The organism is Pseudoalteromonas ulvae UL12 (assembly GCF_014925405.1).
In the GTDB taxonomy this organism is placed as follows: Bacteria; Pseudomonadota; Gammaproteobacteria; order Enterobacterales; family Alteromonadaceae; genus Pseudoalteromonas; species Pseudoalteromonas ulvae.
Genome location: NZ_AQHJ01000023.1, coordinates 671,877 through 696,172, shown reverse-complemented (window position 1 = coordinate 696,172; position 24,296 = coordinate 671,877). Strand labels below are relative to the sequence as shown.

Genomic DNA, 24,296 nt, shown 5'->3' with positions numbered 1-24,296 from the left:
ACAGGCCCTAAACAGTTGCGCTCAACTTGTTATCGATTTTGAGGTTAGGTAAAAACAGTAAATAGACTAAAACAACTAAGTTAAAATACGGAATAAAGCCTAAAATGGTAAAGACTTTGGTGTGATAACCTTTTGTTTTTGCATTGATATAGCAATAATAGGCGATTAAAAGATTACAAATAATTAGTAAGCTAACAAAAATACTCATTATGTTTCCCTCGTTACTATGTCAATAGCTTTCTAGCAAACTAGAACAGAGTCATTTCTGTGCTATCAACTGATTTTTCCATAAACCTGAGTATAGCTAAGCGCGGATGAACTGCAGTAAAGCAAAGTGAATTTAAATGCTTTTTTTGTTAATTAAATGTTTTTCCTGTATTTATAATTTTTATTTTTTCAGCCAGATTATCAAAAGGAATAGGCCGTGAAATAAAGTAACCTTGGGCGTAGTCCACACCTATTTCTTTAAGTGAATCAAAGGTTTCTTTGTTTTCGACGAATTCAGCAACACACGTTTTGTTGAGTGAATGACTGATGTCTTTAATGGCATTTACTAGTGCTAAATCAATAGGGTCGTTGATCATATCCTTAACAAATGAGCCATCTATTTTCACTTGGCTAGCGGGCAGTTGTTTGAGGTAACTAAATGTACTGAATCCGGTGCCAAAATCATCAATCGAAAAGCTGCAGCCAAGCTTATTGAGTTTTTCGATCATGATTCGAGTGGCACTCAAATTACTAATACTGGCTGATTCTGTGATTTCAAATACGATGCGAGTTGGGTCAACACGGTAGTGCTTGAGGGCTGTTTCAATCGTAGCTAGCAAGGCATCATCACTAAAAGCTTGAGCGGATAAATTAATCGCAACTTTGTTCAGTGTTGGGGTTGAACCCACGCATTTAATTGCTTGCTTGACAACACAGTGATCAAGTAGATGAATATCCGATAACAGCTCAAGTGCAGGGATAAAATGATTGGGAAAGATGAGATCAGATTCGACTCTTAGCCGTGAAAGCGCTTCGAAATAGGCCACTTTCTGATCTTTAAAGCCCCAAATCGGTTGAAAAAAGATTTCCAGTTGCTCACTAATAATTGCGCTGCGTACTTGGTGGGCCCAGGCTAAATCAGCGAGCATTTTATTGCTGTCTACATCTTGTTCTGTATAACAATGTACTAAGTTACGACCGCGATTTTTAGCGACATATAAGGCAATGTCTGATTGTTTTAAACATTCACTCGCATCGCAGTTTTTGGCATTGATGAGGGTTAAACCAATCGAGCAACTAATTGAGTATTCCTGTCCTGGAGCCTGAAATTTATATTCCTCGACAGCATGGCATAATTGCTCGGCCAACAAATGTGCATCGAGTAACTCAGTGTGTTCCACTATGACAGCAAATTCATCCCCGCCAATGCGGCAAATAGTGCAACCTTCTTGGAGGTTTTTTTGAAATGTTTTAGCGATGTGTTTAAGTACTCTATCACCTTGCTGATGACCTTGGCTGTCGTTAATCACTTTAAAGTGATCTAAATCGATATAAATCAGCGCATGTTGATTTGGGCTATTAGCTGTTTCTAGGCATAGCTCATTGAGCTTAAGATCAAAAAAGTAGCGATTATGCAGTTTGGTTAATGTGTCATGGTGGGCAAGATGATGCAGCTGCAACTCTGCTTGTTTACGCTCATGAATATTATCAATGCTGACAGTGGCGCCAACAATCGTTTTATTGGCATAAATCGATTGCATGCGGCATTCAACCCAAATATGGTGGCCTTGCTGGTGTGCTAATTCGAGTTCGATCTTTTGTTGATCAAAAGTGCCCTGAAGTATTTGCTCGATATTTTGCATGACTAATGGTCTGAACTCAGCTTTGCAAAAATCTTGCAGAGGCTTTTTCATGACTTTTTTAAGTGAAAAGCCAGTGAGGTGCTCCCATGCTGGATTAATAAAAATAATCTCACCAGCAGAGTCAAGTTCAAGCACCACAGTATTTAAGTGCAGTAAAATCCGTTGATGGGCTGAATACAGCTCTTTATAGCGGCTTTGGCTATGACTGAGTTGCTCTACTTTTTCAGCAAATTCGGCATAACTGGCCATAAAATCTTCACGCCGTGCGGCTTGGTGACAAATTCGATTTAATAACGATTCATTGTACGGGGTACGAGCAAAATCAGTAATCCCCGATAGTAACAGTTGCTCAGCAAAATCAGCTTCTTGGTTTTCAATAATCATCACCACCGCTTGATTGGGCTTATAACTGAGTAAGCGTTGCCCGAGAGCTTGTGCATCTAAACCATCATGAATGGTATCAATTAATACGATGGCAAAATGATGTTGATGGAATAAATCAATTGCGGTCCGTGCATCTTTCACATGAGTAATCTGAAATGACTCGCGTAGATAAAAATCAATTTGTTCGGAATCTTGCTCGTTGGGCTCGACCAACAGTAACTCTAAACGACTACTTTTTGTTAAATGGCTGGATAATACATTGGCCAAAATACGGGGCAGTTTATTTATTTGTTCATAAGGTAACACCGCATCAATACCATAAGCGCGAGCGGTGGTTTCGGCAATACGTTCACAATAAGTGGGTGGAGTGAGCAAAATAGGGGTGTTTTTGGGTGTTTTTAAAAGGCCTGAGCGGACCATGCGCGCAAAGCGCCAGCCATCGATTTTACCAATATCTAATCCGGTAATAATCAGGTCAACGGCATTTTGTTTCAATAGCGTTAAGGCCGAGCGGCTATCTCGTACTTCGAGTAATTCAAATACATCTAATGGCAACAATGCACGTTTGATTGAATTGCGTTGTTTTAAATTTGAATTAATTAATAACAGCTTAAGCTGACCTGACATTCATTAAACCTCGATTTAGCCTACCCACATATTTGGCAGGAATGAGCCTAGCTAGATTAATGTTATTTTAGCTCTCAGACAAGCCTAATGCGCTTAGGACGCAATTAACTTGATTTAGCCCCTTTGAATCACTAGACTTGGCGCGATTTTAACCTATGAGGATGTATAAAATGCGCGTTGCTGACTTTAGCTTTGATTTGCCAGATGAGTTAATTGCTCGTTTTCCAAAAGAAGAGCGAACAAGTAGTCGTTTACTGAAAATGAATGGCGATACGGGTGAGATAGTACATCATGTATTCAGTGACATTATTGATTTTATTACTCCAAACGATTTATTGGTTTTTAACAATACCAAAGTTATCCCGGCTCGTATGTTTGGTCAAAAGGAATCGGGAGGAAAGGTTGAAGTTTTGGTCGAACGTGTGCTGAATGAGCATAGCGTGCTTGCTCACGTGCGTGCGAGTAAGTCACCCAAAGAAGGTGCGGTGCTGACACTTGAAAACAGTGCCAAAGCAACCATGGTGCAACGTCACGGTGAGTTATTTGAGTTGAAGTTTCACGGCGGTAAGAATGTTCTTGATGTCCTAGAGAGTATCGGGCACATGCCTTTGCCACCGTATATCGACCGTCCTGACAACGACGCTGATCGCAAGCGTTATCAAACTGTATATGGTGAAAAACCAGGTGCCGTTGCAGCCCCGACCGCAGGGCTACATTTTGATGAAAAGCTGATGGCCGCTCTAACAGAAAAAGGCATCGAAATGGCCTTTATTACATTGCATGTCGGTGCGGGTACGTTTCAACCAGTTCGCGTCGATAACATTGATGAGCACATCATGCACTCTGAATATATCGAAGTGCCTGATGAGGTGGTTGCAGCTATTGCGAAAACTAAAGCTCGCGGTGGTCGTGTGATTGCCGTTGGCACCACATCCGTTCGCTCATTAGAATCGGCAGCAAAACAATCTAACGGGCCACTAAAAAGCTATTTTGGTGATACGGATATCTTTATTTATCCAGGTTATGAATTTCAAGTGATTGATATGATGATCACTAATTTCCATCTTCCTGAATCAACATTAATCATGTTAGTGAGTGCTTTTTCTGGGCAAGAGCACATTATGAATGCTTATAAAGTTGCCATAGAAGAGCAATACCGCTTTTTCTCTTACGGTGATGCAATGCTGCTAAGCCCGCAAAACAAAAAATAAGCACTATAGCTCTGATACCAAGTGGCGCAATGCCACTTGGTAAAAACTTCCTTTTGAGCTCTTTAAATCCTTGAGCTTGGCCTCATATCAATAGCAATAAATTTGCAAACCATGTAGAATCGCTCGATTATTTTTAACGCGAATTGTTGGCTAAATCAGCGGATTTTGCCCGATTGAGCGAGATTTAGTCGGACTGTTTTTCCGGCGCATGAGGTTACTATGAAATTTGAATTAGATTGTACTGACGGTAAAGCACGTCGCGGTCGATTGATTTTTGATCGTGGAGTAGTTGAAACTCCTGCATTTATGCCTGTTGGTACATACGGCACAGTTAAAGGCATGACGCCTGATGAAGTAAAAGAAACAGGTGCGCATATCTGTTTAGGCAATACCTTCCATTTAATGCTGCGTCCTGGCACTGATATCATTAAACAACATGGTGATTTGCACGAATTTATGAATTGGGATAAGCCAATTTTGACCGATTCAGGCGGCTTCCAAGTCTTCAGCTTAGGTGATTTACGCAAAATCACTGAAGAAGGTGTGTTATTCCGTTCACCTGTCAACGGTGAAAAAATCATGTTATCACCTGAAAAATCAATGGAAGTGCAACGTGATTTAGGCTCAGACATCGTGATGATTTTTGACGAATGTACGCCTTATCCTGCTACAGAAAAAGAAGCCAAAGATTCGATGGAGTTATCACTTCGTTGGGCGAAACGTTCTAAAGAAGCGCATGGCGACAATCCATCAGCTTTATTCGGTATTATTCAAGGCGGAATGTATCCTGAGTTGCGTGCTGTGTCACAGCAAGGGCTAGAAGACATTGGCTTTGATGGTTATGCATTAGGTGGTTTGTCGGTGGGTGAACCAAAAGAAGACATGGTCAATATTCTTGATCATTGCGCCTATAAAATGCCTGAAAACAAACCTCGTTATTTAATGGGGGTGGGTAAACCTGAAGATATCGTTGAAGCTGTGCGTCGCGGTATTGATATGTTTGACTGTGTGATGCCAACCCGTAATGCTCGTAATGGTCATTTATTTGTCACCAACGGAGTGATAAAAATCCGTAACGCAGTACATAAAACCGATCCGGGTCCATTAGATGCTGAATGTGACTGCCATACATGTAAAAATTATTCACGTGCTTATTTACATCACTTAGATAAATGTAATGAAATTTTAGGTGCGCGTCTTAATACCATTCATAACTTGCGTTATTATCAACGCATTATGCAAGGTTTACGTGATGCAATTGCTGCGGGCGAATTAGATGCATTTGTTACTGATTTTTATGAAAAAATCGGTAAGCCAGTCCCTGAGTTAAAACAAGTTTAAAACCTAATAAAAAATTATATTTTAGTATTAAGAGGAAGTTATGAGTTTATTTATATCAAGTGCTTATGCCGCAGATGCACCAGCTCCAGCCGGTGGTGGTATGGAAATGTTAATCATGCTAGCCATCTTTGGTTTAGTGTTTTATTTCTTAATTTATCGTCCACAGGCCAAGCGTGTTAAAGATCACAAAGATTTAATGGGCGCGTTAAGTAAAGGTGACGAAGTACTTACAACGGGTGGCTTAGTGGGTAAAATCTCAAAAGTTGCTGATGATAAAGATTTTGTAGTCATTGCGCTTAATGATCAAACTCAAGTAACAGTACAAAAAGCAGCTGTTTCAGCTGTATTGCCAAAAGGCACAATGAAAGCGCTATAAAAACAATAATAAAGGACGTAAACCGTGAATAAGTACCCTGTATGGAAGTACTTATTGGTTTTAGTAGTATTGGCTGCAGGCTTGTTGTATGCCACTCCAAATATGTATGGTCGTGATCCGGCCATACAAGTTTCTGGAGTACGTGGAGCAAGCGCTGATTTAGCTGTATTAGATAAAATCAATACCGTATTAAAAGAAAACAATTTAGAAGTTAAATCAACAGTACTTGAAAACGATCAGGTATTAGTGCGTTTTAAAAGTGTTGAAACACAATTACAAGCGCAAGATTTATTACGAGATAGCTTAGGTACTGGTTATATCTCTGCGATTAGCATGTCACCTTCAACCCCTGAGTGGTTAAAAAGCTTAGGTGGTGCGCCCATGAAGTTGGGTCTGGATTTAAGTGGTGGTGTTCACTTCACTATGGAAGTGGATATGGATACTGCAATGGAAAACACACTTGAACAAATGCATCAAGATTTCCGCAGTGATCTTCGAGAAGAGAAAATTCGCTATAAAACAGTGCGTCGTGTTTCGGGCTCTGCTGAAATTCAAATTGTTTTACGTGACCAAGAAACAAAAGATGAAGCTGAACGTTTCTTAAAAGGCCGTTACCGCGATCTGATTTTTGCTGATGATCGTAGCAATGAGTTCGGTTTGGTTGCGAGCATGAGCGATCAAAAAGTGCAGGCCACTCGCGATTATGCTATCAAGCAAAATGAAACCATTATTCGTAACCGTGTAAATCAAATTGGTGTTGCAGAGCCGATCGTTCAGCGTCAGCAAGCCGCGGGTCGCATTATTGTGCAATTACCGGGTATTCAAGATACTGCACGAGCCAAAGAAATTTTAGGGGCGACGGCGACACTTGAGTTCCGTGAAGTGGATGAATCAGCTGATGTGCGTGATGCCGCGGCTGGACGAGTGCCACCGGGCTCTGAAATTATCATGGCTCGCCAAGGCTACCCAGTGTTACTGAAAAAGCGCCTTATTCTTGCGGGAACGCATATTACTGGTGCGCAATCTGGTATGGATGAATATCAACGCCCTCAAGTGAATATTTCACTCGATAGTAAAGGTGGCTCAAAAATGGCTGCATTTACTAAAGGAGCAATTGGTAAACGCATGGCAACTGTCTTCACTGAATATAAGCCGTCAGGCAAAGTAGATGAAAATGGTAAAGCTCTGCCGCCAATCAAGATTGAAGAAGTCATCAATGTCGCAACGATTCAAGCTCGATTAGGGCGTTCGTTCCGTATTACCGGAATTGATAACCCAGCTGAAGCGCATAACTTAAGTATGTTACTTCGAGCTGGTGCGTTAGTGGCGCCAATTCAAATTGTTGAAGAGCGTACAGTTGGACCAAGCTTAGGTGCTGAGAATATCGAAAAAGGTCTCACCGCTGTGGTACTTGGCTTTATATTCGTTCTGACCTTTATGCTTATTTACTATAAAGGATTTGGTCTGGTTGCTAACTTAGCGCTGGCGGCTAACTTGGTCTTGATTGTAGGTGTGATGTCGTTAATTCCAGGTGCAGCATTAACGCTTCCGGGGATTGCCGGTATCGTATTAACAGTCGGTATGGCTGTTGATGCCAATGTGCTTATATTTGAGCGTATCCGAGAAGAGTTAGCAGAAGGACGCAGTCCTCAGCAAGCGATTCACTTTGGTTACGACAGCGCCTTTAGTACTATTTTTGATGCCAATATCACTACACTAATAGCGGCGATTATTTTGTTCGCTGTCGGTACTGGCCCGATTGCTGGCTTTGCGGTTACGTTGGCAATAGGTATTGTTACTTCGATGTTTACTGCAATTGTCGGTACTCGTGCGGTAATCAACTTAGTACTAGGTGGTAAGCGCCTAGATAAACTTTCTATTTAAGGGTCGATGATGCAATTATTAAAAATTAAAGATACCTTAAATTTCATGTCCATTCGTAAGTTGACCATGGCATTTTCTGCGTTATTGATTATCGCATCGATTGTGTCTATGTCAGTACGAGGCTTAAATTTTGGCCTTGATTTTACTGGTGGTACCGCGGTTGAAGTCGGTTTTGCACAGCCTGCGCAAATTGACAAAGTCCGTGCTGCGTTGGCTGAAAACGGCTTTGCAGATGCGTCTGTGCAGTTATTTGGTTCAAGCCAAGAAGTGCTTGTACGTTTAGCCCCTCGTGGTGCTGAAGTATCAGCTGCGATGATTGGTAATGACATGATGGCCGCGATTCAAACTCAATACCCCGATGCACAAATGCGTCGCATTGAGTTTGTTGGCCCAAGTGTGGGTGAGGACTTAAAAGAGCAGGGTGGCCTAGCAATGCTAACAGCCCTAATCTGTATCCTTATTTATGTTGCGATGCGTTTTGAATGGCGTTTTGCTGTAGGCGCGGTCGCCGCACTTGCTCACGACGTTATTATTACGATGGGTTTATTTTCTATATTAGGCCTTGAGTTTGACTTAACCGTGCTTGCGGCCATTTTGGCGGTAATCGGTTACTCGCTCAATGATACGATTGTTGTTTCTGATCGTATCCGCGAAAACTTTCGTAAAGTTCGCATTGACGATACCATTGAAATTATCAATATCTCTTTAACACAAACATTAAATCGTACACTAGTAACATCAATTACTACGTTACTAGTATTGGTTGCATTGTTTGTTTGGGGTGGACAGATTATTCATGGTTTCGCGACAGCACTTTTATTTGGTGTTTTTATTGGTACATACTCTTCAGTTTATGTTGCCAGCTCCGTTGCGATCAGCATGGGGATCAGTAAAGAAGATCTCATCCCTGTTGAAGTCGAAAAAGAAGGGGCTGAATTTGATAATATGCCGTAAGGGTATTGTGTAATTCGCTCCTAAAATGCCACTTCATTTGGAGTGGCATTTTTTATGTTCGTTAATCAGACAGAACTTGTCTATGGTTGATATTTAGTGAGTGCAAATAATAATTTTATTTGTAATAATGAAAACCATTCTCAATAACATTAAGTGTCTAAAATGAAAAAACTCTTTCCTTTGATGTTCGCAATGACGTTAACAGCTTGTAGTGAGCCAACACCTGTGGCCAGTACTGAACAAATTAATCAACTCTCTCAGCTTGATATTTATAAAACAGCTACAAAAGAGTTAGTGGCGTTGATTAAATCGGCTAAGCAAGATTCTGAAGTTGAGCTTCATGCTAAAACGCTTGTTGATATCTCAAAAGTCATTATTGATGATTTTATTGTTGTGTATCCTCAATGTAAGGAGTATTTAGGTGCTTTAACAGCTGCTGCTGATACTATCCATACTTTACCGCTTGAAGAAATTGAAAGCGGCTATCATGCCGATGGAAAATTGCCTAAATTTAGCGATCCAAATTGTTATCACGCTAAAGATTTATTAGTTCACCCAGCAACAGTACAGGCGATGGCTAAACTAGGTTTGAGTGATCCGGCATTGCGTGAAAAAGCCGAGCATGAGCTAATTGAAGTATTAGCGCACTTCTCTCAGGTTGAGACAGTGTTAGGAAAAGGTTAATCACCTTTTAAAAGAAATTAAATGAGCCGCAAGGCTCTTTTTTTTGCCATAAAATTGTCATTATCTGCTGATACATTCGGGCTTCATTGCAGGTGTAGGAGTAATAGGTAATGAATGTGACTGACCAACAAAAGCTAACAACTCTGTTGTTTGAGCAAACAATTAGCACGGTATTTCAACCTATTTTTGATCTATCTAACAAAACAATTTTAGGATATGAAGCGCTTTCTCGAGGGCCAAAAGGGCATGATTTTGAAATGCCGATCACGCTCTTTCAAGCTGCAGAGCAGTTTGGGAAGGTCGCTGAGTTAGAGTTACTCTGCCGACGTACTGCAATTAAAAACTTTGCGCAATTACAGTTGCAAGGTCAGTTATTTTTAAATGTGAGCCCTCGCACGCTTCTGGATCCCTGCCATAAAAAAGGTGAAACGCTCCAGCTTATTGAAGCGTATGGGCTAAAAGCATCCCAAGTGGTGATTGAGGTGACTGAACAGCATGAAGTCGATAACCCGCAATTATTACAACAAACTTTGGCTTATTATCGAGATTTAGGTTTTACCATTGCCATTGATGATTTAGGTGCTGGGCATTCTGGGCTGCGCAAGTGGTCAGAACTCAACCCGGATATTGTTAAAATAGATAAATATTTTATCGATCACTGTCATCAAAGCGTGGTTAAAAAAGAGTTTTTAAAATCCATTATTGAGCTTGCTAAGGCAACGAATACAGCGGTGATAGCAGAGGGGATTGAACATGATCATGAACTGCAATTATTGCTCGAATTAGGCATTGTTTTCGCGCAGGGTTATTTATTGGAGCGACCAACAGCCAAACCTTCAAAAACGTTTAATCAACACTTGTTCCATCATGCAAAGTTTAAAAGCAAGGCCAGTGAGCTTGATAATTACCAACTGATAGGCTCTTTGGTTGAGTGCTATCCAACGTTATTGGATTCGTGTTCATGTCAGCAGGTGCAAAATAACTTTGAGCGCGATAAAAGCCTAACCAGTTTAGCGGTATTGAACGCGCAGAGGCAGCCAATAGGTATGATCCATCGCGATCAACTCGCAGAAATATTTGCCGCGCCTTATGGTCAAGCTTTATATGGTAAAAAAAGTGTGTTGACTGTGATGGAGCCGCAGCCTTTGATTGTTGATACCCATCAGTCGCTGGATGTCGTGAGTCAGCAAATAACGGACTTTGATTTTGATATTCGCCGCCACATAGTGGTCACCGAATTAGGTGAATATCGCGGGTTAGTACCACTTCGCAAGATACTTAAACATATTACGGATCAAAAAGTTCGTCACGCACAGCATGCCAACCCACTGACTATGCTACCGGGTAATGTTGCGATCACAGAATCGATAGAGCAACGGATCAAACATCAAACTTCATTTCATCTTGCATATGTCGATTTAAACCACTTCAAGCAATTTAATGATTTATACGGTTACGCAAGTGGGGATGCCGTCATAAAATTATTAGCCAATGTGATTAGAGAATGCACAAAAGAAAGTGAAGGGTTTGTTGGCCATATTGGTGGTGATGATTTTATGGTCATTTTTGATCATGATGGGGCGCAGCAAATCTGCCGGGATATTATTGAAAAGTTTGAGCATCAATCGCAATCGTTTTTTACTCCAACACACATTGAAGCCGGAGGTTATTGGGCTACAAACCGCGAAGGGCAAAAGCAATTTGTGCCTTTGCTGACTCTTTCTATTGGTTTAGTGAATCCAGATTTGCAGTATTGTGAAAATAGCCATCAAGTTTCTGCGTTAGCGACTGATGCAAAAAAAGAAGCGAAACGGTATCGGCAAAGTTATTTATTTACCTGCAATCGCCGTAAACCATCTATGCCTTCTATGGATGTTGAACGTGTGAGTGGGCTAAATTAGATCAATCACCCCTAAATACTCCTTTACCTTTGCCTTTCAACAGGTTAATTTTTGACTAGCAGACAGAGGCAAGGTAGCAAGTATGATGAAAAATATCTTAGCGGTAATGGCGCTGATGGGGGCGTTTAATAGCCTGATAGTGCATGCAACAGTTGTCAAAGTAGCTCAAGAGCAACGGGTGTTATATCAACGTGATGACTACCTTGCGAAGATATTAATCCAAGCGCTTAAAACCGCGCAGTATCCTGCAGAATTTCAATACATTGATGTTCATCCGCACCAACAACGTACGTTATTAATGTTAAGCCAAGGAAAAGTGGATATTCATTGGAGCATGACCAGCTCTGCACGCGAACAGTTGGCCATCCCAATCCGAGTGCCGTTATTTAAAGGGCTAATTGGTTGGCGCGTTTTGTTAATCAATGAAGCGAGGGCGGCGCAATTTCTACCCATCAACACACCAGAGCAGCTTAAACCTCTTCGTGCACTGCAAGGTCATGACTGGCCTGATACAAAAATTTTAACGCAAAATGGCTATGCGGTGATGCCGCATGTTAACTATGAAAGTATGTTTGGATTATTGGTGCGTGGCCGTGGTGATTATTTTCCTCGCTCTGTGATTGAAGTGCAGTCTGAGTTAGCAGTCAGAGAGTCATTACCATTAATGATTGAGCCTCATCTTATATTAAAATATCCAACCGCCTTTTACTTTTTTGTGAATCAAGATAAACCTGAGCTTGCTTTAGCATTAGAAAAGGGGTTATTGATGATGCATCAAAATGGTGAGTTTAATCGTATTTTTGAGCAGTACTTTGCAGACTTTTTATCGCAGTTGAACTTAGCTTCACGTCTTGTTTTTGAATTAGAAAATACCAATTTACCCGATACAACCCCACTTATGCGCAAAGAGCTGTGGTTTCAACCTAATGAAGGGCAATAAAAAAGAGCCAATCGGCTCTTTTTTATGATTCAACTAACGGTCAATTACTTAACGAAGTAATGACTCTGTTAGATGAGGGCGCATTTCTTTTACCATGCTTTGTGATAGTTTAGGTCCACCACAAACGATATTGCCGCTGACATCAGCGTTGTTGCCACCTGCAAAGTCAACGACCATGCCACCGGCTTCTTTTAGAATCAACACACCTGCTGCGCTTTCCCAAGGTTTTAAGCCGATTGCGAAATAACCGTCAGAACGTCCTGCTGCAACATATGCTAAATCAAGAGCTGGACAACCTGCATTACGGATATCAGTCGCGTGAACAAATAAAGCATTGAACGCTTTGCTATAAGCTTCAAGGTGTTGTTTATGACGATAAGGGGCGGTAGTCGCTAATACTGTACCTGCTAAATCATTTGATTTAGTCACACGGATACGTTTGCTGTTAAGTTGTGCGCCTTGGCCACGGCTAGCAGAGAATACTTCACCACGGATTGGATCGTAGATAACAGCCTGTTCGATACGGCCTTTGACTTTTAAAGCAACAGAAACTGCAAAGTGAGGTAATCCTTTAACGAAATTAGTTGTGCCGTTAATTGGATCGATTACCCATAGGTTATCGCTATCAGTTCCTTTGTGTTCACCGAGTTCTTCGCCAACAATTGAGTGTGTTGGGTAGGCTTTTAAAATTGTGTCACGAATGACTGCTTCTGCTTCTTTATCGATATTGGTCACTAAGTCATTAGTGCCTTTTTGAGTTATCTCAAGTTTGCTTAAATCTTCACAAGCGCGAAGAATTACTTTACCAGCATTACGCGCAGCACGAACCGCAATGTTTAACATTGGATGCATAGAATTACCTATAGGTTGTAAAAGAACAAATTCAAATCATTTCAGCCGGCGTATTCTAGCGATTTTTATTGCAAAGTAAACCATAAAGAGAGTTTTATTTTGATTAATAATTAACCGGTCAATTGCTGCAATAGCGCACAGAAGGGCGATTCTGTTTGGTGGTTTACAATAGCCTTGTGTTAGAATTGAGATAGAAATTTTAGTTAGGGTATTTAAGTTAATGTTATTGAATGAAGTTAGAATTGTTTTAGTCAATACCTCGCACACCGGTAATATTGGTTCGGCTGCACGCGCAATGAAAACCATGGGGATCGATAAGTTATATTTAGTTGATCCGGTTAATCAAATCGACAGCCATGCATCAGCACTTGCTGCGGGCGCGACAGATGTCCTTGGAAATGCAGTCGTGGTTGATACATTGGCAGAAGCTATTGCTGATTGTTCGCTAGTGATTGGTACAAGTGCACGTTCACGTACATTATCTTGGCCTATGGTTGAACCTCGTGAATGTGGTGAAAAACTCATAAACGAAGCAGCAAATGGACCGGTAGCGCTGGTATTTGGTCGTGAAAACAGCGGGCTGACAAATGAAGAATTACAGATGTGTCACTATCATGTTTGCATTCCAGCCAACCCTGAATACAGCTCTTTAAACCTCGCGATGGCGGTGCAAACTCTGTGTTATGAAACGCGCATGGCATTTTTGCAACAGCAAGATAAACCCGTTGTTGAAGATGAAACTGTGTATCCAAGTTCTCAGCAATTAGAGTTATTTTACGAACATTTACAAAAAACACTCGAAAAAACAGGCTTTATCATTAAGCAACATCCCGGCATGGTGATGACCAAATTACGCCGATTATTCAACCGTGCTCGTCCTGAAGAAATGGAGCTGAATATTCTACGCGGCATGTTGACATCCGTTGATAAATTAGAAAAGCAGCTTAATAAGTCTGAATCTGATAAATAACGAGTAGTAAAGTAGTTGCAAATAAGAGCTTGTTTATAATTTTTGTGCATGCAATCAATGTGGATCAATGCCGTGATGCTTTGATAGCACAAAGAAACCACCAAGGGCTACAGTATGTTTGAAAGAATTAAAGAAGACATAAATAGTGTGTTTGCTCGCGATCCTGCAGCGCGAAATTTTTGGGAGGTCTTGTTTAATTCTCCTGGTTTGCATGCTTTGTGGTTTTATCGTCTCAATAATAAGTTGTGGCGTTCTGGTTGGTTCTTTTTGGCACGAACAAGCTCGACGATTGCCCGTTGGTTAACTGGTATTGAAATTCATCCTGGTGCAACTATAGGACGGCGGTGTTTTATTGATCATGGCATGGGAGTGGTGATTGGTGAAACTGCTGAAATTGGCGATGATGTGACTCTTTATCATGGAGTCACGTTAGGTGGCACAAGTTGGCAAGCAGGAAAACGTCATCCGACTCTTCGTGATAACGTGGTTGTGGGAGCGGGAGCTCAGATTTTAGGTCCTATCGAGATAGGCCAAGGTGCCAAAGTGGGGTCAAACTCCGTGGTGGTGAAAAATGTTCCAAGCCAAGCCACCGTGGTTGGGATCCCTGGGCGAATAGTTAAAGAAGTCACGCACATTTCCGATGCGGATTTACAAGCAAGTCAGCAACGTGCAGCCATTGCAGAGAAATATGGCTTTGATGCTTATGCTGTCTCGGCCGATAATCCGGATCCGGTTGCAAACTCAATCGGCCGTATGTTGGATCACATTCATTTACTCGATGCGAAAATCAATGAAATGAGTTCGGCATTGAATTCCCTAGGAGCCAATGTTTGTGAACAGCAACTGCCTGCACTGAACCTTGATGATGAAGATTTCTGTAATGCTGAACGCTTGGCAAAGAAACAGCGTCAGCAAGAGATAAATCAGTTTGACCCCAAGATATAACCTTTACGCTAAATATATAGCAAAAATGCTTAAGGATAATACTTGACTAAATTAGTCAGGTATATAAAATCACTGTTATAGAATACCTGACTAATTTAGTCAGGTAATAGTCGCAAGAACAGATAATACTTGACTCTTTTAGTCAGGTTATTAAAATTCGCGCTCTTAATATACTTATCAGTGAGGTCAACATGAAGTTAACATCCAAAGGACGATACGCAGTTACTGCTCTCCTTGATGTCGCGCTACATACCAATGTTGGCCCAGTATGCCTTGCTGAAATTTCAGAACGCCAAGAAATCTCTCTCTCATATCTTGAACAATTGTTTGCTCGTTTACGTAAACAAGGTTTAGTACGTTCAATTCGAGGCCCTGGTGGTGGTTATTTACTCGGTAAAGAAGCCAGTGAAATATCGGTAGGTGATGTGATTAGTGCCGTGGATGAATCAGTTGACGCTACGCGTTGTCACGGCGAAGGCGGATGTCAAAAAGGCGTGCGCTGTCTAACACATTCTCTGTGGACTGATTTAAGTATTCGAATCGAAGATTTTTTAAATAATATTACTTTAGCTGAACTCGTTGCCAAAGGTGACGTACAAGAAGTGGCTATTCGCCAGGACAAATCAGTCCAAGAGGCGCTCAAGCAGTTAGAGAATATTCAAGTTAGCTGTCAACTCTAAGCAGGACTGGAGCACAAAGAAATATGAAGTTACCAATTTATTTAGATTATGCTGCCACAACACCGGTCGATCCTCGTGTTGCAGAAAAAATGATGCAATGCCTGACAATGGACGGTAACTTTGGTAATCCAGCATCACGTTCTCATCGTTTTGGTTGGCAAGCTGAAGAAGCAATTGATCAAGCTCGTCACGATATCGCAGCCCTTATCAATGCAGATCCTCGTGAGATTGTTTTCACTTCAGGTGCAACAGAATCAAATAACTTAGCAATTAAAGGTGCAGCTAATTTTTATAGTAAAAAAGGCAAGCACGTTATTACCGCTAAAACAGAACATAAAGCCGTTTTAGATACATGTCGTGAATTAGAGCGTCAAGGGTTTGAAGTGACGTACATGGATGTTGAAGACAATGGCTTGCTTGATTTAGATAAACTTGCAGCAACAATGCGTGACGATACGGTACTTGTCAGCATCATGCATGTAAATAATGAATTAGGTGTCGTACAAGATATCGCTAAAATTGGCGAAATGTGCCGCGAACGCAAAATTATGTTCCACGTTGATGGCGCGCAAAGTGCGGGTAAAATCGATGTTGATTTACAAGCATTGAAAGTTGATTTCATGTCTTTTTCAGCACATAAAATTTATGGTCCAAAAGGCATTGGCGCATTATATGTTCGTCGTAAGCCTCGTGCTCGCTTAGAAGCGCAAATGCACGGTGGTGGACATGAGCGTGGGATGCGTTCTGGCACGTTACCAACTCACCAAATTGTGGGTATGGGCGAAGCATTCCGTATCGCGAAAGAAGATTTTGCAGTGGATCACGCTCGCATTGAGACATTGCGTCAGCGTTTGATTGATGGCGTGATGGATATTGAAGAAGTGTACTTCAATGGTACTCAAGAGCAATCTGTACCAGGCATTGTCAACATCAGCTTCAACTACATTGAAGGTGAATCACTGTTAATGGCGCTTAAAGATATTGCCGTTTCTTCTGGTTCAGCCTGTACATCGGCAAGTTTAGAGCCGTCTTATGTTTTACGTGCATTAGGCCGCAATGACGAACTTGCACACAGTTCAATTCGTTTCAGTATTGGTCGTTTTACCACTGAAGAAGAAATTGACTACACAGTAAACCTAATTAAAGGGTCAATCAGCCGTCTACGTGAAATGTCGCCATTATGGGAGATGTTTAAAGAGGGTATCGATTTAGACTCAGTTGAGTGGGCAGCACATTAAACCTAACACGGTGTGATTAAGCAATGGTCACACTTTGCATGAATAGCAGGTATTGAGGTAATTAAACATGGCTTACAGCGATAAAGTATTAGATCACGTTGCAAATCCACGTAACGTGGGTGCGTTTGATAAAAACGATCCGTCAGTAGCAACGGGTATGGTTGGCGCACCAGCATGTGGTGACGTAATGAAACTGCAAATTAAAGTATCTGAAGACGGTATTATTGAAGATGCGAAGTTCAAAACCTATGGCTGTGGAAGTGCAATCGCTTCTTCATCGTTAGTGACTGAATGGGTCAAAGGTAAAACACTCGATCAAGCATCTGAAATCAAAAACACCGATATCAGCGCTGAATTAGAGTTACCTCCAGTAAAAATTCACTGTTCGATTTTGGCTGAAGATGCCATTCAAGCAGCAATTTCAGATTACAAAAGTAAGCACGGTAAATAAGAGATTTTTATGGCAATCACATTGACAGATTCAGCGGTTAATCGCGTTCGCACCTTTTTAGAAAATCGTGGCAAAGGCATTGGTTTACGAGTGGGTATTAAGACAACAGGTTGTTCAGGCCTTGCTTATGTCCTTGAGTTCGTAGATGAATTAGCCGAAGGCGACGAAATGTTTGAAAAAGACGGTGTAACGGTCATTGTTGATGCAAAAAGTCTTGTTTATATCGATGGCACTGAGCTCGATTTTGTTAAAGAAGGGCTCAATGAAGGGTTTAAATTTAATAACCCAAATCAAAGTGGCGAATGTGGTTGCGGTGAAAGTTTCACTGTCTAATTTGATCTTTTAAGCTGCCAATGTCATTAAGCCCTCACCCTAAGGTTAGGGCTTTGTCCTTTTTGAAATAGGAAGTAATAAAGTTAATGCGTTATTTTGAACTCTTTTCATTGCCTGTTAATTACCAAGTTGATTTAACTGTATTGAATGCTCATTACCTCGAACTTCAAAAGGTCATCCATCCTGATAAATTCGCCAACCATAGCGAAAAAGATCAGCGCTTGGCGGTACAAAAAGCGGCTGAAATTAATGATGCATTGCAAACCTTAAAACATCCTCTTAAACGTGCAGAGTACATGCTTGCTGAACGCGGTGTTGATATTCGTGCAGAGCAACAAACGCTGCAAGATCCTTTGTTTTTAATGCAACAAATGGAATTACGCGAAGCGCTCGAAGACTTGCCAACCGCAACGGATCCTGATGCCGCCATTACTGAGTTCGAGAATGATATTAAAATATTAATGGTCGAACTCAATCAGCAATTATTAGCACTTATTAACAGCACAGAGATAAATGAGCTTGAGCAAGCAGCGGATGTGGTGCGTAAACTGAAATTTGTTTATAAATTGAAAGATGAGCTGGCACGCATTGAAGATTCATTATTTGAAGACTAAAGAGTAAGAATTATATTATGGCATTATTGCAAATCGCTGAGCCGGGGCAGAGCGCGGCACCTCACGAACATAAATTAGCTATTGGAATTGATTTAGGCACTACCAACTCTTTAGTCGCAACAGTTCAAAGTGGACAAGCCAAAGTACTAAGTGATCTGAGTGGCTCAAGTATGTTGCCCTCGGTTGTTGCGTATGAACAAAACGGTATTTTAGTAGGCTCCGATGCTCAAGAGCGTTCAGCGATGGACCCGGAAAATACGCTGATTTCGATTAAGCGTTTTTTGGGGAAATCTTTAACTGACATTAAAACACGCTACCCTGAATTACCGTATCAACTGTCGGAAAATCAAGGTAATTTGACTATTCATACCCGTCAGGGGGATGTCAATCCAATCCAAGTTTCGAGTGAAATCTTAAAAGTGCTTAAACAGCGCGCTACAGATTCATTTGCTGGTGAGGATATTTTAGGAGCCGTAATCACAGTTCCAGCTTATTTTGATGATGCACAGCGCCAAGGCACAAAAGATGCAGCTGAATTAGCGGGTTTGAATGTTTTACGCCTTTTAAACGAGCCCACCGCAGCTGCCGTTGCTTATGGTTTAGATTCAGGTCAAGAAGGGCTGATTGCTGTCTATGATTTAGGTGGTGGTACGTTTGATATTTCTATTTTACGTTTACACCAAGGCATTTTTGAAGTGTTAGCCACAGGCGGAGATTCCAGCTTAGGTGGTGATGATTTTGATGCCTTGCTCGTTGAGCATTTTAAGCAACAAACCGGTGTAACAGAGCTTGATGCAAAAACATCGCGTTTATTTAGCAATAAAGCACGTGCCTGTAAAGAAGCACTGACTAATTACAACTCAATCAATGTTGGACTTGAATTTAATGGCCAATCCCATGTTGTGGTTGTTGATAAGCCTTTGTTTAATGAATTGGCGATGCCATTAGTGAAACAAACTTTACGAGCCTGTCGCCGAGCATTAAAAGATGCTGAGATTGAAAAAGAAGATATTCTTCAGGTTGTGATGGTTGGTGGCTCCACTCGCATGCCGATTGTTCGTGAACAAATCGGTGAGTTTTTTGATAAAGAACCCCTGACATCAATCGATCCCGATCGTGTTGTGGCCATTGGTGCTGCAATCCAAGCGGATGTACTAGTTGGCAACAAACCTGATTCGGACATGTTATTGCTTGATGTGTTACCTTTGTCGTTAGGGCTTGAAACCATGGGGGGGTTAGTTGAAAAAATTATTCCTCGCAATACCACCATTCCTGTCGCTCGAGCACAAGAATTTACAACATTTAAAGATGGCCAAACAGCTATGTCTTTGCATGTTCTGCAAGGCGAACGTGAGCTAGTCACTGATTGTCGCTCATTAGCTAAATTTAGCTTGAAGGGCATACCGCCCATGACCGCGGGGGCCGCGCATATTCGCGTGACGTTTAAGGTGGATGCTGATGGTATTTTAAGTGTCTCAGCCATGGAAAAATCCTCGGGCGTGCAAGCGGATATCCAAGTGAAACCATCGTTTGGTTTATCGGATGATCAAGTCACCCAAATGCTCAAAGACTCTATGAGCTTTGCCAAAGAAGACATGCAAGCTCGAATGCTAAAAGAGCAGCAGGTCGAGGCGCTTCGGGTGATTGAATCGCTCAATGCCTCTCTTGAGGAGGATAGTGGATTACTTAACGCAGCTGATTTAGCAGTACTTCGTGGTGAAATAGCTGAGCTTGTAACCTGCTATGAAACAGCCACGACACCTGATCAGCTTAAAAACGCTATAGAAAAAGTAGATAAAGCAAGTTCAGATTTTGCGTCCTTACGTATGGATGCATCCATTAAAAAAGCACTGCAAGGGCAGTCGGTAGACGAGGTTTAATATGCCACAAATTATTTTCCTTCCTCATGGTGAGTTATGCCCAGATGGTGCAGTAATACAAGCTGAGAGTGGACAAACAGTGCTCGATGTGGCACTTAAAAATAAAATTTCGATTCCTCACGCTTGTGAAAAATCATGCGCGTGTACGACTTGTCACATCATTGTCCGTGAAGGCTTTGACTCATTGGACGAAAGTGATGAGCTTGAAGACGATATGCTTGATAAGGCTTGGGGCTTAGAGCCTGAGTCACGCTTAGGGTGCCAAGCTATTATTGCCGACGAAGATTTAGTGGTTGAAATACCTAAATACAATTTAAATATTGTTAATGAAGAACATTAATCTTTCACTAAATAGTGATTGATCAATGTTCATATAAAACCGCCGAAAGGCGGTTTTTTTTATGTCTGGCGATAGTCTGTTTTTCGGACTTGCAACAAAGTAGTCATCCCTTGATAATCAAATTGTATCAGCGGCCTTTTATTGTAGGATAGTGTTATGTCAGTTACCGTCAGTCAGCGTTTAATTCAGACCGATTCGATTATTGCCAATCAAGCATATACAAGTGATAAAACGTTTGCAGTGATGGATCCTGCGACTGATAAGTGGGTGGCCAATGTCTGTAGTGTGGACACGCAAGGAATTGAGCTTGCTCTTGAGTCTGCGCAATCGGCTTTTGAGCAGTTAAAAGCAATGAATAGCCAAGCACGCAGTGATTTATTAATGCGCTGGTATCAATTAGTGATAGCAAATAGCGAGGCACTGGCTGAGCTAATGACGCTCGAACAAGGAAAGCCTTTGGCTGAGGCGAAAGGCGAAGTGGCCTACGGGGCTGAGTTTATTCGTTGGTTTGCCGAAGAAGCAAAGCGTAGTTATGGTCAAGTGATCCCGAGCAATAACCACCATCAACGTTTGAGCACGACTAAACAGCCAATTGGAGTGGTGCTTGGCATTACTCCTTGGAATTTCCCGATTGCGATGGTGACACGAAAGGTTGCTCCTGCAATTGCCGCTGGATGTAGTTTTATTTTGAAGCCGTCTGAGCTGACGCCGTTATCAGCCCTTGCGTTAGCACACCTTGCGATTGAAGCGGGGTTTCCTAGCGGTGCATTTAATGTTGTGCTTACTCAAGATGCGCCATCTGTAGTTGAACAATTACTCAGTGATGAACGTGTGAAGAAGGTCACTTTTACCGGTTCGACTCAAATAGGCAAGATATTATTAGCGCAAGCTGCGGCCTCAGTAAAGCGAACATCAATGGAATTAGGCGGGAATGCTCCCTTCATTGTGTTTGAAAGTGCAATGTTATCCAAAGCCATAACCGGGCTCGTTGCGAGTAAATTTAGAAATGCAGGGCAAACCTGTGTGGCAACAAACCGAGTATTGGTTGCAGAATCAATTTACTCAACGTTTATTGCTCAGTTATTACCTGAAGTCGCTAAGTTGAAGGTAGGATCGGGATTTGATCCTATGCATCAAGTGGGGCCGCTGATAACAGCATCAGCGAAGCAACGCCTCATCGAATCAGTAGAGCAAGCCATCATACAAGGTGGGACCTTTTTATCGGGGCAAGCAGAGTTTGAGCGAGCAAAAGAGCAAGCCGATAACTTTTTTCCGGTTGTGGTGCTCGGTGGGATCACTCCACAGATGGCAATTTATCATCAGGAATTATTTGGGCCTGTGGTGCTTTTGAGTACTTTTGAAGATGAGCGACAAGCGCTCACTATGGCCAATGAAACCGACTATGGCTTAGCTGCTTATTTTTATAGTGAAAATATCAATCAAATCCAGCGTGTTTCTGAAAGGCTTGATTTTGGCATGGTCGGTATCAACGAAGGGTTGATCTCAAATCCAATTGCGCCGTTTGGTGGTGTGAAACAATCAGGAATTGGCCGTGAAGGTGGCCAAATAGGTTTGGACGAATACTTACAAGTAAAGTATCTGTGTTTAAATATAACTTAAATTTATTTTAAATCATAACGTTGTGTTTTTGGTGTAACTAAAAATAGTATATTGTTGTAAAGATGCGTACAATAATTGCCCTTATTTCCTCAGGTTAGACGTGTGGGTCGTCAAAGGTCATCATGCAACAACACTCAGAACTTACCTTAGTGATACTCGCGGCTGGTTTAGGAACGCGTTTTGGTGGGGCTAAACAGCTCGCCGAGATTGAAGGGTTAAACCGCACTATTATGGAGCTAAGTATCGCTGATGCCGCGCCGTATATTCATAAAGTGGTGTTGGTGATTAACCCGCAAATCAAACCATTAATCGAGCAGCAAATTGTGCCGCGATTACCTGGACATTTACAGGTCGAATTAGCCATTCAAGCGATTACTGATGTGCCCGAGCGCTTTACTGAGTTGAGTTTAGTGCGTCAGAAACCTTGGGGAACGGGGCATGCGTTACTTGCGGCCCGTCCCTTTGTAACTGGAAAAATGGTCGTTATTACAGCTGATGATTATTACGGTGCAAACGCATTTAAACAGCTCGCGCAGCATATTCAACGTTCGCAAGATTGGGCAATGTTGGCGTATCCGATTACTCATACGTTATCAAATCAAGGCGGCGTCAATCGAGGGGTTTGTCAACTCGATACCGAAGGGGATTTGAGTCAAGTTGATGAGTATCTCGAGATTACCCTGCAAGATAAAACGTTAAGCGGGATTAACCCGCAAGGCGTACGGACAAGACTTGATGCTTCGGCACTAGTATCAATGACTTGCTGGGTGCTAAATGATGATATATTTGAGGTATTAGATGAGAATTTTAATACCTTCTTACTATGTGCTGACAACGCTGTCAAAAACGAGTATTATCTGCCTGATCAAATTCAATATGCGCTTTCTTGTCGCCTTAAAAAGGTAAATGTACTGACTGCGCACGATAAGTGGCTCGGTGTGACTTATCGGGATGAATTAGCAGCTGTGAGTGCTCAGCTAGAGAATCTATTCAGGGATTCAGTTGTTAACAACTGAAAAAAAGAGAATAACAAGATGTATCAAAAACAAGCAACAATCCTTTCAAAACATTTTGGCCTTAGCCAAGATGATGTCAGTATTAAACCAATTGGCAATGGCCACATAAACACGACATTGTTACTAAAAAGCCCTGAAAAAAATATCGTGGTACAAAAACTCAATACGCATGTTTTTCCAGATCCGATAGCACTCGTCAATAATGCCCGCCAAATTGAAATTCATTTGAGCGATAAAAAAGGCCAGCATGCTTATCAGTTAGAAATCATTAAGCATATCCCAACAACTGAAGAAAACTACGTGGTAGAGATTGAAGGCGAAAGCTGGCGTGCTCTGGAATTTATTGGTCGTAGTTATTCTGAAGATGTGGTGGCAAATCAAGAGCAAGCAGAAATTGCAGCCAACGCCTTTGGCCAATTTGCCGCGGCACTTGAAGACTTTGATGCCAGTAATTTGCATTCAGTTATCCCTGACTTTCATAACCTAACGATGCGTTTAGATGCGCTTAAACGTGTAGTTAAGGCTGATCCGGTTGGCCGCTTGGAAGCTTGCCAGCAAGAAGTTGATTTTTGTTTAGCACAATCACAATTGTTAAGTGAGCTTGCAGAGTTAGTGGATATTTTGCCTGTTCGAGCCTGTCATAACGATACAAAAATAAACAACATGTTGTTTTGTAATCAAACACAACAAGCAAAAGCCGTCATTGACTTAGATACGTGTATGCCTGGTTACTGGATGTTTGACTTTGGTGATATGGTACGAACCTTTTGCTCGCCAGAGGCTGAAGATTCAACCAATCTAGAGCGTGTTAAAGTGCGCGAAGATATTTTCCAAGCGATAGTCGATGGGTATGTCGCACCACTTGATGGGATTATTACTGAGCAAGAGAAACAAAGCTTTTGGTTGGGCGCTAAAGTGATGACATTTATGATTGGGGTGCGCTTTTTAACGGATTATATCGATGGTGATAATTACTTCAGCATTAAATATGATGGACATAACCTAGATCGTGCCCGTAACCAATTTGCGTTATATCGTGATTTAGTTGAAAAAACAGAGACTTTACAGGCTATTTTATTTAAATAACGGCTTCATCAGGTTCTCGTACTTTTATAAAGTTAGCTTTGTTTATTCGGGCTAACTTTTTTGTTTTTAGTGTTACTAAAAAGCGGCTGTGTCGGTTTGCTTTGATTTTTTTGCTTAAT

Annotated in this window: 23 protein-coding genes; 20 read left to right on the top strand and 3 right to left on the bottom strand. The window is 41.5% G+C overall.

The annotated features are described in order from the left end of the window. Positions 1 to 7: 7 nt before the first annotated feature. A complete protein-coding gene (locus PULV_RS06680) occupies positions 8 to 208 on the bottom strand; it encodes a hypothetical protein (protein ID WP_086744618.1) in 201 nt (66 codons plus the stop codon). A gap of 148 nt (positions 209 to 356) precedes the next feature. Further along, positions 357 to 2,861 (bottom strand): two-component system response regulator, encoded by a 2,505-nt coding sequence (locus PULV_RS06675; RefSeq protein WP_193331223.1) that lies wholly within the window; start codon positions 2,859 to 2,861, stop codon positions 357 to 359. Between the two features lie 170 nt (positions 2,862 to 3,031). On the opposite strand from PULV_RS06675, the gene queA reads away from it, so the two are divergent. From queA to PULV_RS06635, 8 genes are all read left to right on the top strand, one after another. Further along, positions 3,032 to 4,072: a tRNA preQ1(34) S-adenosylmethionine ribosyltransferase-isomerase QueA gene (gene queA, locus PULV_RS06670; RefSeq protein WP_193331222.1), complete on the top strand. Its 1,041-nt coding sequence runs from the start codon at positions 3,032 to 3,034 to the stop codon at positions 4,070 to 4,072. Positions 4,073 to 4,291: 219 nt separating this feature from the next. Beyond that, complete coding sequence (gene tgt / locus PULV_RS06665) at positions 4,292 to 5,413, top strand: tRNA guanosine(34) transglycosylase Tgt (protein ID WP_086744615.1); 1,122 nt, start codon at positions 4,292 to 4,294, stop codon at positions 5,411 to 5,413. A 40-nt stretch (positions 5,414 to 5,453) separates the two neighbouring features. Beyond that, positions 5,454 to 5,789 (top strand): preprotein translocase subunit YajC, encoded by a 336-nt coding sequence (gene yajC / locus PULV_RS06660; RefSeq protein ID WP_086744614.1) that lies wholly within the window; start codon positions 5,454 to 5,456, stop codon positions 5,787 to 5,789. A 24-nt stretch (positions 5,790 to 5,813) separates the two neighbouring features. Beyond that, on the top strand, positions 5,814 to 7,673 hold the full coding sequence (secD, locus tag PULV_RS06655) for a protein translocase subunit SecD (RefSeq protein ID WP_193331221.1): 1,860 nt from the start codon (positions 5,814 to 5,816) through the stop codon (positions 7,671 to 7,673). A 9-nt stretch (positions 7,674 to 7,682) separates the two neighbouring features. Then, the gene (gene secF / locus PULV_RS06650; protein WP_086744612.1) at positions 7,683 to 8,627 is read left to right on the top strand and encodes a protein translocase subunit SecF; all 945 of its coding nucleotides are present in this window, start codon (positions 7,683 to 7,685) and stop codon (positions 8,625 to 8,627) included. Positions 8,628 to 8,789: 162 nt separating this feature from the next. Next, positions 8,790 to 9,311 (top strand): hypothetical protein, encoded by a 522-nt coding sequence (locus tag PULV_RS06645; RefSeq protein WP_086744611.1) that lies wholly within the window; start codon positions 8,790 to 8,792, stop codon positions 9,309 to 9,311. Positions 9,312 to 9,421: 110 nt separating this feature from the next. Then, positions 9,422 to 11,212 carry a bifunctional diguanylate cyclase/phosphodiesterase gene (locus PULV_RS06640; RefSeq protein WP_086744610.1) on the top strand — a complete coding sequence of 597 codons (1,791 nt, stop codon included), beginning with the start codon at positions 9,422 to 9,424 and terminating at the stop codon, positions 11,210 to 11,212. 82 nt (positions 11,213 to 11,294) lie between these two features. Next, on the top strand, positions 11,295 to 12,152 hold the full coding sequence (locus tag PULV_RS06635; RefSeq protein ID WP_227009366.1) for a substrate-binding periplasmic protein: 858 nt from the start codon (positions 11,295 to 11,297) through the stop codon (positions 12,150 to 12,152). Positions 12,153 to 12,200: 48 nt separating this feature from the next. Here the strand turns inward: PULV_RS06635 and suhB are convergent, their stop codons facing one another. Next, the gene (gene suhB / locus PULV_RS06630) at positions 12,201 to 13,004 is read right to left on the bottom strand and encodes an inositol-1-monophosphatase (protein ID WP_086744609.1); all 804 of its coding nucleotides are present in this window, start codon (positions 13,002 to 13,004) and stop codon (positions 12,201 to 12,203) included. A 220-nt stretch (positions 13,005 to 13,224) separates the two neighbouring features. On the opposite strand from suhB, the gene trmJ reads away from it, so the two are divergent. From trmJ to PULV_RS06570, 12 genes are all read left to right on the top strand, one after another. Next, positions 13,225 to 13,974, top strand: coding sequence for a tRNA (cytosine(32)/uridine(32)-2'-O)-methyltransferase TrmJ (gene trmJ / locus PULV_RS06625; RefSeq protein ID WP_193331220.1), 750 nt, complete (start codon positions 13,225 to 13,227; stop codon positions 13,972 to 13,974). Between the two features lie 114 nt (positions 13,975 to 14,088). Next, positions 14,089 to 14,919 (top strand): serine O-acetyltransferase, encoded by an 831-nt coding sequence (cysE, locus tag PULV_RS06620; protein WP_193331219.1) that lies wholly within the window; start codon positions 14,089 to 14,091, stop codon positions 14,917 to 14,919. A gap of 191 nt (positions 14,920 to 15,110) precedes the next feature. Beyond that, entirely contained in the window at positions 15,111 to 15,599 is a 489-nt protein-coding gene (iscR, locus tag PULV_RS06615) for a Fe-S cluster assembly transcriptional regulator IscR (RefSeq protein ID WP_193331218.1), read from the top strand. Between the two features lie 23 nt (positions 15,600 to 15,622). Beyond that, positions 15,623 to 16,837: an IscS subfamily cysteine desulfurase gene (locus tag PULV_RS06610; protein WP_193331217.1), complete on the top strand. Its 1,215-nt coding sequence runs from the start codon at positions 15,623 to 15,625 to the stop codon at positions 16,835 to 16,837. A gap of 67 nt (positions 16,838 to 16,904) precedes the next feature. Next, positions 16,905 to 17,288, top strand: coding sequence for a Fe-S cluster assembly scaffold IscU (gene iscU, locus PULV_RS06605; RefSeq protein WP_086744604.1), 384 nt, complete (start codon positions 16,905 to 16,907; stop codon positions 17,286 to 17,288). A gap of 9 nt (positions 17,289 to 17,297) precedes the next feature. Beyond that, positions 17,298 to 17,621 carry an iron-sulfur cluster assembly protein IscA gene (gene iscA, locus PULV_RS06600; protein ID WP_086744603.1) on the top strand — a complete coding sequence of 108 codons (324 nt, stop codon included), beginning with the start codon at positions 17,298 to 17,300 and terminating at the stop codon, positions 17,619 to 17,621. Positions 17,622 to 17,707: 86 nt separating this feature from the next. Further along, entirely contained in the window at positions 17,708 to 18,235 is a 528-nt protein-coding gene (gene hscB, locus PULV_RS06595; protein WP_193331216.1) for a co-chaperone HscB, read from the top strand. Positions 18,236 to 18,252: 17 nt separating this feature from the next. Further along, the gene (gene hscA / locus PULV_RS06590; protein ID WP_193331215.1) at positions 18,253 to 20,115 is read left to right on the top strand and encodes a Fe-S protein assembly chaperone HscA; all 1,863 of its coding nucleotides are present in this window, start codon (positions 18,253 to 18,255) and stop codon (positions 20,113 to 20,115) included. A 1-nt stretch (position 20,116) separates the two neighbouring features. Further along, on the top strand, positions 20,117 to 20,455 hold the full coding sequence (gene fdx, locus PULV_RS06585) for an ISC system 2Fe-2S type ferredoxin (RefSeq protein ID WP_086744600.1): 339 nt from the start codon (positions 20,117 to 20,119) through the stop codon (positions 20,453 to 20,455). A gap of 156 nt (positions 20,456 to 20,611) precedes the next feature. Continuing rightward, positions 20,612 to 22,075 carry an NAD-dependent succinate-semialdehyde dehydrogenase gene (locus PULV_RS06580; RefSeq protein WP_193331214.1) on the top strand — a complete coding sequence of 488 codons (1,464 nt, stop codon included), beginning with the start codon at positions 20,612 to 20,614 and terminating at the stop codon, positions 22,073 to 22,075. A gap of 122 nt (positions 22,076 to 22,197) precedes the next feature. Continuing rightward, entirely contained in the window at positions 22,198 to 23,091 is an 894-nt protein-coding gene (locus PULV_RS06575) for an NTP transferase domain-containing protein (protein ID WP_193331213.1), read from the top strand. A gap of 18 nt (positions 23,092 to 23,109) precedes the next feature. Next, positions 23,110 to 24,177, top strand: a complete 1,068-nt coding sequence (locus PULV_RS06570) for a phosphotransferase enzyme family protein (RefSeq protein WP_193331212.1) — start codon at positions 23,110 to 23,112, stop codon at positions 24,175 to 24,177. Positions 24,178 to 24,296: the final 119 nt, after the last annotated feature.